Raw genomic sequence first — 14,808 nt, 5'->3', positions numbered from 1 at the left:
TGCATTGTCAAAGCACTGCTTTCGCGATTTTATCGTCCCCCAATCGTCATTTCAAAGCCCATCAACCTTCATTTCAATTCCAGATGACCAAATTGAAAAGGTCGTTTTTGCGTGATAAAAAATTTACATTTCCACCACCATGACATGCGCCGTTGTACCGGCCTCTCTAAGTGGACGAGGTCACGCAAAGTCGCTTTGCGGGTTATAAAAATACGCTTTCTATGATATTTTAAGCCCACAATGGAGATTCTGTATTATTTTTTGTATTTTTGCAGAATCGTTTAATAAAATTGAAAACAAATGCGTAAAACCGTAATCTTAAGTCTTTTCATGGCCATGGCCATGACGCTTTCTGCCCAGACCAAGGGTGGTATTTCTGTCGAAATGTTGCAGAAGATTCAGCAGGCGCAATCCTCTTCCGTGGCCGAAAAGGCCTTGGCTAATGCCATTGCGTCGAACTCGATTGACAACCTGGCCAAGAACAACAGGGCTGAGGTTGGCCTTGACGACCATTTCTCGGTGATGACACCCTCGCAGAACATTCATAACCAGAAAAGTTCGGGACGTTGCTGGATGTTCAGCGGCCTGAATGTATTGCGCGGCAACTTCGCTCAGGCACATAAGGGCGAGCAGAAAGTGGAGTTCTCGCACGCCTATCTCTTCTTCTGGGACCAGTTGGAGAAAGCCAATCTTATGCTGCAGGGCGTCATCGACTGTGCCAATAAGCCGATGGACGACCCACGGGTGCAGTTCTTCTTCCGCCATCCGGTGTCCGACGGCGGCACGTTCTGTGGCGTCGCCGACTTAGTTGAAAAATATGGACTGGTGCCGATGAGCGTCATGCCCGAGAGCTATTCGGCCAACAACACGTCGCGCATGGGCCGGCTTATCTCGTCAAAGCTGCGCGAGTTTGGCTTGGAACTGCGTAAGATGGTGGCTGACAAGAAGAAGCCCGCTGCCATCAATCAGCGTAAAACTGAAATGCTGGGTACCATCTATCGCATGTTGAGCCTGACATTGGGCACGCCTGTGAAGGAGTTTACCTATACATTCCGTGATAAGAAAGGCAATCCCGTGGGCGAAACGCGCCGGTTTACTCCCAAGGAGTTCTACGAGGCTACCGTGGGCCACGCCCTCAACGGCAGTTTCATCATGGTGATGAACGACCCGCGCCGCCCTTATTACAAGACTTACGAGGTGGATTTCGATCGCCATGTCTATGATGGGCACAACTGGAAATATCTCAATCTGCCGATGGAAGAAATCGCCAAGCTGGCCATCGCTTCGCTCAAGGACGGTCGCAAGCTCTACAGCAGCTACGACGCGGGTAAGCAGTTCGACCGCAAGACCGGCTATTCCACGCTCGACAACTACGACTACGGCACGCTATTCGGTACAACTTTCGGCATGACAAAGGCCGAGCGTATCGAGACGTTCGACAGTGGTTCCACGCACGCCATGACGCTTACGGCCGTCGATTTGGACAACGCGGGCAAACCCGTAAAGTGGATGGTGGAAAACAGCTGGGGAGCCGATAGCGGCCATAAGGGTTGCGTCATCATGACCAACGATTGGTTCAATGAGTATATGTTCCGATTGGTGGTCAACAAGAAATATGTGAGCGAGAAGTTGCTGCGTGATTTCGAACAGAAGCCGGTAATGGTCATGCCCGAGGATCCTCTGTTCGGGGTAGACGATTAAGTCGTCGTTTATGCCACAGCCATAGGCCCGCCGTTGACAGGGCCATGAGCGAATAGCATAGCCACACGCCTTGGTTGCTAAGATAGAAATGGTCTATCGACGCGCCGGGGAGTGTGGCTATTTTTTGTACACTCAACACTAAGAGCGTGGCCAGCCCACCGACGAGCCGCAGCAGCAGGTTGTGGACGAAGGGAAAGAATGTGGTAGCAAACACGATGACGGCTCCATAGAGGATGAGGGTGGTCAGGGGGATGACGATAAGGTTGGTCAGTAGGAAGTAAGTTGCCAGCCGTCCGAAGTAGTGGAGCACGAGCGGAGCGGTTGTCAGTTGCGCGGCCAGCGAAGTGGCCATGAGGTCTGTAAACCATTTAAGAGGACGAAAACGGGGCTGAATGGCTCGGCTGATAGGACCGAAGTAGATAAAGATGCCGGCTACGGCCATGAACGACAGCTGAAATCCCACGTCCCACAGGCTCATGGGATGGATGACAAGCATGATGATGGCCGTCAGCGACAGCGTGTTCATGCTCATCTTGTCGCGGTGGAGTAGCGCGATGAGCCCGTAAATGGTAATCATGGTGGCCGAGCGAACCACCGACGGCGGCAGGCCGACCATCACGGCGTAGGCCCAGATGGCCGCAAGGCTGAGCAGGTTGCCCGCAAGATTGCTCCGGAAGAGGGCCAGCAGCATGAAGTAAATAATGGAAAGATGCAGTCCGGAGAGTGCCAAGATATGTGAACTGCCTGTTTTTGAAAAATCGTCACGGGTCTGTTGACTGAGCATCGACTTGTCGCCCAGCGTCATAGCCAGCAGGAGCGACTGCTCCTCGGTGCCTATTTGCGACTGCCGGAAGTCCTTGGCCAGTCGTTCCCGTAGCGTCAGCGCCCGTAGTTTTGCCTTTTCGAGCCGGCTGATATGTAGCGGAAAGATGGCCGTGTGGTATTTCCAATAAGGTATAAACGTCTCGCCTTCGTAGCCGTGTACCCGCATCCAGCGTTGATAATCGAAGCGCGGGTTGGCGGTCGTGTTGCGGGGACGCTTGATTTCAGCCTCTGCCATCAGACCGTTGCCGATAGACAGCCGGCTGTCATGACGGTCGTCGTGACGCAGAATGGCGGCTCTGACCTTCATGGAACGTTGAAGTGGCGTGCCTTCCAATGCCGTGACGAGCAGGTCGCAGCGCATGATCTTTCCACGAGGCTGTGGCTGACTGATGATGACGGCTTGATAGTGAATGCTGCCCGTGGGCAGTGGACGGTCGGTTCGGTAGTGATAGAAAGTGATGAGCAGCCCTCCCAGCAGAGCGGTTGCCGTCAGAATGGCGAGACTTTGCCCTTTGCCACGGCACAACAGGGCCGCCAAGAGGCTGACGCCGCAGAGTAGTAAAAAGGTGGAAAGGGAAAGTTGAAGGTATTCGCCGGCCGCAATGCCGCTTATCAGCATGACGGCAACGCGCAATAGCGGGTTGAGCTGCAGGTAGTTTCTGATATTCAACGATGGAGTCATGTTTTTCCGGTTGATGATCAATAGCCTTTTTAAAACACAAAAATAATGCTTTTTTCGTAAAAGTAGTGAAAAATCAAGAAACGATTGACCCGAATGTGGGGAAAAACGGTAATTTTGCAACCTGTAGAAAATAAAGGTATTCCTTAGAGATTGCGTTCTTTAGGAAAGAAAAATCACGAATTATCACCAAAAATAAGTATATGAATTTTAGATTAATAGGTATGGTTTCAGGCGCGGCTTTGGCTGTGACCCTGTTCGTAAGTGCGGCTATAAACAGCGAGCCGATTACAAGAAGCAATGATACCGTGGTCGTTAATACGACAGATATCAGCAAGACGGTGCGTGGCTTCAAAGGCGCTACGCCGGTGCAGATTTACATTAAGAAGAATAAGGTTGTAAAAGTGGAGGCGCTTCCCAACCGTGAGACGCCGCAATACTTTGCCAAAGCCAAAACGCTTTTGAAGCAGTTTGAAGGGAAGACGGTCAAGAAGGCGACCCAAATGGAGGTCGATGGCGTGAGCGGCGCTACCTACTCTTCGAAGGCTTTGATCAAGAATGTGCAGCAAGGACTGGCATACTACGAAGATAAAAAGTAACGGCCGGCATACTCGGGCACGGCCCAAGGTCGGTAAAAGATAATAAGCGAAACGCGTAAATGGGAACTTCGAGAGGTTTCCATTTACGCGTTTCTATTGTCGGTCGCTGTCGTTCGCGCTGTCGTTCAGGCCTTGTCGTAGGCGTGTACGGGGTAATCGATCGTGTAATGCAGTCCCCGACACTCCTTGCGCTCGATGGCCTGGCGCGTGATGAGATAGCCCACGTTAATCATGTTGCGTAGTTCGCAGATATCCTTGTTGGCTTTCACGCGCTTGAAAAGGGCCTCGGTCTCTTCGTAAAGCAGGTCGAGACGAGCCCAGGCACGTTTCAGTCGTAGGTCGCTGCGCACGATTCCCACGTAATTGCTCATGATTTCGCCCACCTCCTTGATGCTCTGCGTGATGAGAACGTGCTCTTCGTTGGTGAGCGTTCCTTCGTCATTCCAAGCTGGTATGGCGTCGTTGAAAGTGTAGTTGCCCACTTCGGAGAGTGAATGCTCGGCCGCCGTGTCGGCATAAACCACCGCTTCGATGAGCGAGTTGCTGGCCAACCGGTTGCCGCCATGCAGTCCTGTGCAGGCGCATTCGCCCAAGGCATAGAGACGATGAATGCTGCTCCGCCCGTTGAGGCCTACCTGAATGCCGCCGCACATGTAGTGGGCAGCGGGGCGAACGGGTATGTATTCATGGGTGATATCAATGCCGATGGAGAGGCATTTGTGGTAGATGTTGGGGAAATGGCGGCGCGTTTCTTCCGCTTCCTTGTGCGTCACGTCGAGGCATACGTGATCGATTCCGTGTATTTTCATTTCGTTATCGATGGCCCGGGCTACGATATCGCGTGGCGCCAAGGAGAGACGTTTGTCGTATTTCTCCATGAAGCTCTCGCCGGAGGGCAGCCGCAGAATGCCGCCGTAGCCCCGCATGGCTTCGGTGATGAGGAAAGCGGGATGCGTTTCGCCGGCGTGAAAGAGGGCGGTGGGGTGAAACTGGACGAACTCCATGTCCTTTACGGCGCCTTTGGCACGATAAACCATGGCTTCGCCGTCGCCCGTAGCGATGATGGGGTTGGTTGTTGTCTGGTAAACGGCGCCGCAACCGCCCGTGCATATCACCGTAACCTTCGCCAGGTAAGTGTCCACCTTCTGCGTCTCGGGGTTGAGAACGTAGGCCCCATAGCATTCTATGTCGGGCGTGCGGCGCGTCACTTCCACGCCAAGGTGGTGCTGAGTGATGATTTCGACAGCGAAATGATTCTCACGTATCTCGATATGTGGATTGTTTCTGACAGCTTCCATCAGTCCGCGCTGTATCTCCGCGCCCGTATCATCGGCATGATGGAGTATGCGGAACTCAGAGTGGCCGCCCTCCCGATGCAGGTCGAACGTGCCGTTTTCCTTGCGGTCGAAATTCACTCCCCAGTTAGTGAGTTCGCTGATTTGGGCCGGCGCCCGCTTCACCACTTGCTCTACGGCCCGCGGATCGCTGATAAAGTCACCGGCGATCATGGTATCTTGAATATGTTTGTCGAAGTTATCTAATTCCGGATTGGTAACAGAGGCGATTCCTCCCTGCGCGAACGAAGTGTTCGCTTCTTCAAGAGAAGTTTTGCAAATCATACAAATCCGTCCTTTCCGTGCCCTTGCGATCTTCAAAGCGTAGCTCATTCCCGCTACACCGGCACCGATAATGAGGAAGTCATACTTAAAAGTCATATTTGAATTTGTTATTCATGGTGCAAAAATAGTCATTTATTGTTAAAGAGATAGGTAAAACATTTATTTTTTGTAATTTTGCGTTTACGAATTATGGATAGGACTTTTCATCGGCATTTTTCTATAGCGACAGTTTGTGGAATCGTAGCCTTTTCGATTCTTGCTTTCTTTTTATTTTGGTCGAAAGCCGCTATCTTTGGACTTTTGCTAACATTTGTTGTGGTCATGATGACGGAACGTGTGCTCCATACGTCGTATCGCTTCGTGCGGCAAGGCCATGAACAGCTGCTCATTATAGACCGGGGACGATTGGCAAAGCGTCAGGTGATCCGATTGTCGGAAGTTTTTAAGGTGACGCCCATGCGAAGAATGGGTGGCTTGAGCCATTTCGTAATGATCGTGTACGGCGCTAATCGCTTGTTGGCAGTGCAGCCAGAGGAAGAAAAAGCTTTCTGCAAGGAGCTGATGAAGAGAATGAATGATTATGATGAAGAGAATATTTAGCTTGCCGGAGCGCAGGAAATACTTGATAACTTTTTTGCTTTCATTGTTGGTTTGCCCTGTGTTTGCTCAGGTCGAAAATGAAGTGGTGGACAATGATGACAGCGACGAACCCGATTCGGCTGTGGTTTTGGGGCTCAGCCCCGATACGATTACGCGTCCTTGGCCCCAAAGTGTGCAGTATCGATTGGCTCAATTGTTAGAGGGAGATATGTTCAAGACGTCTCAGGTGGGCATAATGGTTTATGATTTGGATGCCGATTCCGCTATTTTCAAGTATAATGAGCGGCAGCTGATGAGGCCTGCCAGTACGATGAAAGTCATCACTGCCATAACGACTATTGACCAATTGGGAGGCGACTATCAGTTTAAGACAGACTTGTGCTATACAGGTAAGATAGAAGGTAGAACACTTCGAGGTGACGTTTATTGCGTGGGAGGCTTCGATCCGCGTTTCAACAGCGATGACCTTAACGCGTTTGTGGAGGCCATCAAGAAGATGGGCGTGGACACGATTCATGGTCGTATCATCGCCGACAAGAGCATGAAAGACGATGAAAGGTATGGAGAAGGATGGTGTTGGGATGATGACAACTGGACGCTATCACCGTTGCTGATCAGTAAAAAGGATCAGTTTATCAGCCGATTTCTGCAGGCTTTGGTCACCGCAAATGTCGTGTTGGAGGTTACAACAGCAGAAGGAAGAAAACCGAATGACGCTTATTGTATTGTAACGCGTTTCCATACGATCGACCAAATCTTAATGCGGATGTTGAAAGAAAGTGACAACCTTTATGCGGAATCCATGTTTTATCAACTTGCTGCCAGCACCGGCAATCGTCCGGCGTCGGCCCGTAGCGCGCGAACGGTCATCAAACGGCTGGTCAACAAGATTGGGTTGAACGCTTCTAACTATAAATTTGCCGATGGTTCCGGCCTTTCTTTATATAATTATGTGTCGGCAGAATTAGAGGTAAGCATGCTACGATACGCTTATCGTAATGAAAATATCTATCACCACCTTATTCAGGCGTTGCCGATAGCAGGGCAGGACGGAACGTTGAAGAAGCGAATGAGAGGCGCGTTTACCAATGGCAATGTCAAAGCAAAGACGGGAACGGTGACGGGCGTTAGTAGTCTGGCAGGCTATTGCACGTCTTCCAATGGGCATCGCCTCTGTTTTTCCATTATCAACCAGGGCCTTTTGCATGGTAAGAATGGAAGAGCCTTTCAGGATAAAGTGTGTACTGTCCTTTGTCAACCTTAATTGATCAGTTGGCCGAAAAGGCTATTTGGTGAGCGAGAATTTAAGACTGACCCCGAAATCATGTACTGTTGTCGGATAGCTGTTAGCCGAAAGAAGCGGCGTATTCGTCTGTCTGTCGTAATAGAAGTTAAGCGTGAGCATGCGGCTTAACGTGTAATCGGCCGACAAACTCATCTTGAACGCCGAGTTTCCACTGCTGGCTGATGTTACAATCGAAGCGATATCGCGTGTCAACGAGGCCTGTCGGCGGTAGCTGATGTCGAGCCGCATGTTCAGATTGTGATTGATTCCACGATTTTTACCCGTGTTTGTGTTCGTGCTCTGCTCGTTGTCATTCTTCGTGTCACGTTTAGTTGTTTGGCGACTTTTCGCTTTTCGGGGTGTGTTACCAAACAACTTGAAATCGTTGATTCTATAAGCAAGTCCCACAACCCAGTCTCTGCTTAATGCTTCGTTGAGCTGAACGCTCGTCATATTCAGTCCTAACACACGGGTGGTACGGTATTCCAACTTGGCAGTAAGATTGTTCTGGAAAGTCATGTCGACACCGAGCAGGGGGCTGAAAGCCTCGTTGATACTTACGGTCGGTATGTTATACATGCTGTGAGGAACCGGCATGTTGTCTGTATTCGTGATGAATCCCAGCCCGTTCATGTATTCTTGGAAAGAAGAATAGCTGCCGTAGGCGCCCACGGCATAAATACTCTTGTAGGAATGGTTGATGTTGAAACTCTTGAAAACATCACGGAACCACGGCAGATTGCCCAAACCGCTGTAGCGGATTGACCAGTTTGGCAACAGCCGTGTGAGTTTAGGAAACAGGTCGAGCGAACCTCCACCCGTATAGGTGGCAAGAAATGCCGGAATAAGTACGTCGGAACTGAACCTGTCTACAGGGCTTGTCGCGGGATCATATTTACCTCCTCCCGGCATGGGAGCGCCTTGGTAACGGGCTTCCACACGACTACGGAAACTCTCTAATGAATGGCAGAAACGCTCAAAGCTGGCACTATGGTAGCCGGAGGTGGCATTACCGATTCCTTCCAACGCGCTCCGAAGCGATATTGTCGTCATGGTAAACGAGCCGTTCTGTGTCGTCGGTGAGCCGGTGTACATGTATTGAATGCTTTTCCCGTGTGTCATGGTGCGCGAAGCGTTCAGGTCGATTCTGAAATTATTGAAAGGTTCAAGCGTAGCTCTTATCTGCAGGTCTTCCGAAGCATTGGTTGTGGCCGGCGTCGCTACAGAGTCGTTGCGCAACAGCCATCCTCTTTCGCTGGCCCGGTCTACGTAGGAGTCGCCTATCAGTCCAAAGGCGAAGTCGAGTCCCGGAGCAAAAGCGCCCGTGCCACGGGTCTGTCCAAAGGCGTTACCTATGTTTGGCATGAATCCCGGCAAAGACATGGAGTATTGATTGCGGTAAGATACGGTCACATTGCGCACCATCATCATGACCCGAGCCGCGCTTTGTGCCATCCGATACCACTGTTTTTCCTCCAATGGAGCCTTCGTTCCTACGGAAATCTTAATCTTTAGAGCCGAGTCAACTTTGTTTTTAATGGCAATTCGATTCGCGTCAATTCGTCTGTAACGCAGTCGCAGGCTTTTACCATTAGCCGTTTTGGCGGTTACAATGATGCGTTTCGAGTCCTTTCCATGTGTCAATGTCAGGACAGAGTCGGGCAACAGCGTGATCTCTTTCTCAAAGTTCTTTGTCTTCTGTTGCAGCATGTTTTTCTGCAGCTCAACCTTTCGCTCCTGTGCCGTAGGTTTGCGGTTGGTGTCATTGCGTTTCTTGTTACCTTGTTGCTGAACGTTGCTCTTCTGCCGTCCCCTTTGTTCGTTGGCTGACTTGAGGAATGGGATGTAGTTATAGAGCCGAACGAGATTGAAAGTGCCATTAAGCGACAGGTTACGGTTGTTCACAATCGTGTTGCCCAACGACGAACCGTCTTCTAATTTCGTGCCTCTCACCCAGTTGTATGTAGCCGTGTAGTTACCGTTAGCCGTTATCCAGTCAAGAATCGGAATCAGATTGAGCGGCGCATTATACGACAACGAGAATGATTGGTTGTAGTCGAGCGGTGTTCCTCCATGACGGATAGATTGCCAGACGGAATCTTTCCAGGCCGAATACTGATCCGGATAGAGATCTTTGTTCACGGGAGTGTATGGCTCTTCTATCTGAGCATGGGTCGCGCTTTCAAAGTTCATGTGCAGGTTATTGGTCAAGTCCCATCGCAACGTGAAGTCACGGTTCCACAGAAATTGCTCACTGAAGCTGACAGGGAGCTGATTTTCTTCCATCGCTTCCATGTCCCGCTCCTGCAATTCATAATAGTTTCGGGTCATCTCCGTATTGAAACCAACGGATTGTGGCAGCCAATTAAATCCGAATTTCCTGAACAGGTCGAGCCATTTCGACCTGTTCTTCATCTGCTTGAATGGCTGCCAAGGCTTGTAAACGGGGGCCCAGTTGTAGTTGATAGAGCCACGCCAGTTCATCTCATTCTCGTAAACAGTGGTCTGTCCCGTCGTCTGTGTCTGGGTATGGCTGTATGAGAACGCGAAGTTGTTGGGGTCGTAGGGCATGGGATGGCGCTTGGTCTGAATGCCGACGCGGGCGTTTGCGATAGAGAAATTTGAGCTCGTAGCCCGTGTTATCGCAATACTTTTTATCGAATCGCGTTCCGCTTTCGACACGGTTGCGTCGAGGGCGTCTTTTAGTGGCATATCCGTATCCAGCGGATTATATTTCGGTTTGGTGATGTCTTTGCTGTAACTGTAGTACAAGGGGATAGAAACCTTTGCCTTTTCTGGAAAGAACTTGCCGAGCTCAATGCTTGTCGTCAGGCTGTATTGGTCTCTGTCGTCCTTGGATCGCTCCTGTACGCCTTGTTCCAAGTTGCCGAATCCCTGTGCCACATGCCTGCCCTGCACATTCACTGTGCCGAGATCAGACAGCTGAACATTCAGGTTTCCCTGGGCAGCCCATCCGCCTTTGTTGTCATATTCCTTAAGTCTGAGCTCGTTGACCCATACTTCTCCGCTTTTGGGTTCGAGCGATTTGTTTCTCACGCCAATGATCATCGTTTTCACCTCGCCTAATGTCGGGTTGCCTTTGATGGTTATTCGATTGGCCGGATTGTCGGGATCATACATGCTGAACTCCGTGTTGAAAGAAGCGTTTCCTTCTGCTCTCGACTTGTTTCTTTCCTTTTTCAGATTCGTAAAGAGTCGAATCGGAATGTCAATCATATTCTCACGTAGCCACACCATGACGCGTTGGGCCGGAGCACGCTGGTCATAGTGTCCCGGAGCGGTAAGTTTCAGGGGCACTTCATATTCATAATAGTTGTTCTTATAGTCGCTTCCCAAGCGTATGAAGACAGCGAGCTGGTCGTTTTGTAGGTTTGTCACGTTTTGCTGGAGGGCATTGGCGTGGACGAACATTTCCAGTCGGCGATACTGACGCATGTCGATCATCGTGTTTTTATATACCGCTTTCGACTCACCACGCGACAGATTTTCGGCCAAAAGGTCCAAGGCCTGCTCGTTGCTCATCACCACCTGCGGCTGCGCGGGGTCCTGAATGCGGTCTATTCCGGGTGGAACAACATAGTTGACAGGCTGTTTTTCGCCATTCTCCTCTATGTTTACGGCACTGGCTGTCAGTGTTCCCGTTCCCGCCATCTTATCTAATTGCTGCTCATAGAGTCGCCAGTCGCCACGTACCAAGTCAAGACTGCCGAAGCGTAAGACGACCGGATGCTTGAATCCTGTCAGGAACATACGCATGAAACGGATGGAAGTAAAGTCGGATATGCCGCCGAATCGTTTCTCAAACTCTTTTACCGGAATGCGGAACTGATACCAGTTGACCGTTTCTTTATTACCGTTGCGCAGCGGTGCCACGTATTCACGCTTGTCGACGATGAAGTTTCGCCCTACCTCCATGTCGTTCGGACGAATGGAAACGCGGTATTCAAAGTATTTTTCATACTCGTTCAACGTGTAGTCCTGATTGATATCTTCCACGTCGGGTGTCGTTTTATATGACGTGTCGTAGCGTTCCTGCCGCTGTTCGCTGTCGGGTGAGTTGCCCTGTGGGTTGTTAATGTACTTGTAGCGTCGCAGAATGTCGGCCTTCATGTCGTCATAATCACTTCCACGGAAGTAGTGGTAGTTGTCGTTGGCCGGGTCGTTCGTGATGGAGTCGAGCACAGTCTGGCTCACCTTCCCTCTGATCGCGTTGAGGAAAGGCTGGTAAGAAGCGAACGAACGTTCCTGTTCGTCGGTCAGTCCATTGAAGCCCACGTCCTGCAACTGTCGTGCTCCGGACGACGTGGCAAAGGCATAAGTTGTCGTCGTCTGTGTAGGAATGCGTCCCCACTGTGTTGTCGTGAAGCTGCTTGAGCCGTCTACCGGCATGCCGCTTTCATAGAATTTCTTGCCGTCGGCTAAGATATCCTCGCTCACTTCGCCCAAGTCGATGTAAAAGTCGCCGCCATATTCGTGGGCGTTGGGCTGCTGACGCGAGTAGATAAAGGGGTCGAGCAACCAGAATTCGATATACTCTACATTGGCCGTTTCAAAGTCGCTCGTGTCGAGTTTTCGCATCATGCCGCCCCAGTGACGCTGTGGTTGCCTGAGTGTTCCGTCCGCATTGAGGTCGGGATTGAAGTTATAAGGTCCCCGTTCGTCCGGATAATAAGCTAAGTTGAGGATATTGAGCGTGCCGGCAGCACCGCCGCTGTTGTACACACTATAGTCGCGATTAGGGAAAAGCTCGCGTATATACACCTCGCGTACATAGTGATTGCTCAACTGATTCAGGTCGCTTTTGATGTGTCCGGGGGTCAATGAGCTGCTGCGGCGTGTAAACAGCGGGTCGATATAGTACCAGGCGAGCAGACTTCGATTGTAACCACCGGTCAGCGTTGTCTTATCGCTGTACTCCGGAAACATGGATGGCACGCTCGAGATAAACCACGACGACGGCATAGACACGTCGATGGTCGTTTTCGATCCCTCGAAGTCGTCCAGATACGACGCGTTGTCTTGCGTGCCACGGCTCTGTCCGGCTATCAACTGGGCAAATTCGCCCGTCAGCGATATCTGCGAAGGTTGCGTCAGATGCAGAAACGGCAGTTTGTCGAGCATGTTGGTGAGCCATTGACTTTCCTTTCTCCAATTAATGTTCAGGCCCCACAGCGTGTTGTTGAGTGGCTCGGCACCCATGGCCACTTTGTTGATCATGGCTTGTTCCTGCAGATGTTGCAGCGTTCCGCTCAGTTGAAAGTTCTTCGAAAAGTCATATTGCCAATTCAATCCCACCATGGTCTTGCGCATTTGGCCATAGTCTGTGTTGTTCTCGAGCGATACATTCACCGGTGTACCCGCGTCGAGGATGCTCTTGTTGATGATCGTCACTTCACCGGCACTGTAATCTACGGTGTAGTCGGTGCCCTCGCTGAGTTTCACACCTCCTGCCGTCACCACCACAGACCCTTGCGGCACGTTGAAAGCATTCAGTGAAATGACATTGGCGCTCGACCCTCTGAACTGGCCGGTAAATATGAATTTGTCTTTCTCCGCTATCTGCCGTGCCACGGTTCGGGTAGAGTCGTATAGTTCGGTAAAGGCGTATTTGGCGGCAATATCCGGCAGAACGCCTTTGTTCGTCAGGTATTTGTAAAGGTAATCGCCGAAAGGTTCGGCCACGGGGAAAAACACCCGGCCGCTGCTGACAGTATATCCCTCAACGAAATCAAAGCGACCGTCGGCGTGCGCGTTGCTGTTTTGGTCCAGCCGGTCGGCTCCAAGTACCTTGATGAGCGTCTGGCTTTTCACTTCAGGCTCTGGAATGTAGGTCAGATATACGCCTGTGGTGTCGCTTTGATACTTCACGTCGAGCCTGAACTTATCCTTTTGGATGTTGTCGCCCAGTTTGTAGACGTTCTTCATCATCAGTCGCCAGTTGCCTTGCGCCGGATTATTGCTGGTATTTTTCAGTGTTTTGACGAGCAAAGCCTGGTTTACGTCGGTCTTGTCACCGGCAAACTCGCCCACCTGATACGTGCGGCCGCCCGATGTATATTCAAAGGCCACGGCCAGAACTTGGTCGGGTTGCAGGGTGGTCTTGAGCGAGATGTAACCCAAGGCCGTGTTGACGACGTATGAACTCGGGTCGAGTCGCACGGCATTACCCACTTTCTCAAAGTCCTTGCCACCCACCAATCCCAATGCTTCGAGCAGTGTCGAGGCCTGGTCAATGTCACGGATGGCCGCATTGCCGTTGAGCGTGGCGTATTCGGAGTTGGCCTGGTTGTCGGGCACAGTGTATCCCAGCGCGGACCATAGCGGGCTGCTAATCTGCCGGTTCTCGCCCAAATCCGTCAGTGCCACGATGTTACGGGTGTTGACGGTCGAGCCCGACTTGTTCGTTACCCACACTTCCATGCGGTTGATGGTAATTCCGCTCATGACATGGGGTAGCCTTCGCATGCCCTCGTCGTAGTGTTCGCGGAAGTATTGACCCAGAAAAAAGTGCGTATTTTCCTCATATCCGGTGGCATTGATTTCAAATGGCGTCAGCTGCACGCCGCCTTTGGAGCCTACACTCTTGCTGGCACTCTTTTTCTGCGACGCTACGAGCTGCAGTTTCAGCCTTCCGAACTGCATATCCGTGCGCACGCCGAAGAGTGAGCTGGCCCCTGTCACAAGCGTGGAATTACTCGGAAACGACACATTGCCAATCTCTACTAATTTGATGATGTCGTCTTCCTTGCCGTCGTATTTCAGTTTCAGGTTCTGCGTGTCGAAGTCGAAGGTGGCGTCGGTGTTGTAGTTGAGATTCATGTTTACCTTGTCGCCCACCTTTCCGTTGACCGACAGATTGATCTTTTCGTCAAAATCGAGCGCGGTAGTCTTGCGGTTGCGGATGGAGAGCGAAGGGTTTTCAATGTTCTTGATGGTTCCTCCGAGTTTGAGTTCGGCCGTTCCCTGGGTGCGGACGCGTACACCACCCGGCCCGAAAATCTTCTCGGCCGGTCCGAGATCGAAGCGCATATCGCTGAAATCAAACTTTTCCTTGCCTTTTCTCTGGTAGATTTCGTCGTTCTTGGCCCTGAAAAAGGCGTTGCTACGGTGGCGGTCAAGCCATTGCATGTATTCCGTGAGCGTCATCATGATGGGCGCGCTGAGATAGGTGCCGCCTATTTTCCGACCTATCACGTAGCGTTGCAGACTGTCATTATAGGTCACTTCATACTGAAGATTAGCAGGTTGTCGCAGGTCCAGCGTACTCGAGTCGAGATCATCGTAGGTGATGGGGGTGGTACGCTGTACGCGCCAGCGCGGTTTGCCCACATGAATCGTGTCGGAATCGGGCGCGAGCTGCGTTGTCGTGCCGGTTTGGGAACGGACCGTATGTTGAAGAAAAGGTATGGCAAGGGCGTAACTTACGACAAAGGTCGTAAGAAACACCATACTCATCAACCGATTCCTTTTCTTCATGTA

Annotated in this window: 7 protein-coding genes; 4 read left to right on the top strand and 3 right to left on the bottom strand. The window is 51.1% G+C overall.

All coding sequences use genetic code 11. The features are described 5' to 3' along the window. Positions 1-300 precede the first annotated feature (300 nt). Positions 301-1,701: a C1 family peptidase gene (locus JHU38_RS04350; protein ID WP_107583059.1), complete on the top strand. Its 1,401-nt coding sequence runs from the start codon at positions 301-303 to the stop codon at positions 1,699-1,701. Here JHU38_RS04350 and JHU38_RS04345 read toward each other — a convergent pair. Beyond that, positions 1,664-3,208, bottom strand: a complete 1,545-nt coding sequence (locus JHU38_RS04345; protein ID WP_146157031.1) for a ComEC/Rec2 family competence protein — start codon at positions 3,206-3,208, stop codon at positions 1,664-1,666. The two genes, JHU38_RS04350 and JHU38_RS04345, sit on opposite strands and share 38 nt — an antisense overlap. Positions 3,209-3,408: 200 nt before the next feature. Between JHU38_RS04345 and JHU38_RS04340 the strand changes: the two genes are divergently transcribed. Then, positions 3,409-3,804, top strand: coding sequence for an FMN-binding protein (locus tag JHU38_RS04340; protein ID WP_107583063.1), 396 nt, complete (start codon positions 3,409-3,411; stop codon positions 3,802-3,804). A gap of 125 nt (positions 3,805-3,929) precedes the next feature. Here JHU38_RS04340 and nadB read toward each other — a convergent pair whose 3' ends face one another. Then, a complete protein-coding gene (nadB, locus tag JHU38_RS04335; protein ID WP_107583065.1) occupies positions 3,930-5,519 on the bottom strand; it encodes an L-aspartate oxidase in 1,590 nt (529 codons plus the stop codon). A 225-nt stretch (positions 5,520-5,744) separates the two neighbouring features. Here nadB and JHU38_RS04330 point away from each other — a divergent pair, with 225 nt between their 5' ends. Together JHU38_RS04330 and dacB are read left to right on the top strand one after the other, a co-directional pair. Next, entirely contained in the window at positions 5,745-6,023 is a 279-nt protein-coding gene (locus JHU38_RS04330) for a hypothetical protein (RefSeq protein ID WP_107583067.1), read from the top strand. After that, positions 6,004-7,287: a D-alanyl-D-alanine carboxypeptidase/D-alanyl-D-alanine endopeptidase gene (dacB, locus tag JHU38_RS04325; protein ID WP_107583213.1), complete on the top strand. Its 1,284-nt coding sequence runs from the start codon at positions 6,004-6,006 to the stop codon at positions 7,285-7,287. The genes JHU38_RS04330 and dacB overlap by 20 nt, the downstream gene beginning before the upstream one ends. A 21-nt stretch (positions 7,288-7,308) precedes the next feature. Here dacB and sov read toward each other — a convergent pair whose 3' ends face one another. After that, positions 7,309-14,805, bottom strand: coding sequence for a T9SS outer membrane translocon Sov/SprA (sov, locus tag JHU38_RS04320; protein WP_107583069.1), 7,497 nt, complete (start codon positions 14,803-14,805; stop codon positions 7,309-7,311). Between the last annotated feature and the right edge of the window lie 3 nt (positions 14,806-14,808).

It is taken from the genome of Prevotella illustrans, assembly GCF_017426725.1.
GTDB lineage: Bacteria > Bacteroidota > Bacteroidia > Bacteroidales > Bacteroidaceae > Prevotella > Prevotella illustrans.
The sequence above is the reverse complement of the archived record's forward strand: the minus strand, read 5'-3'. Positions and strand labels throughout refer to the sequence as shown.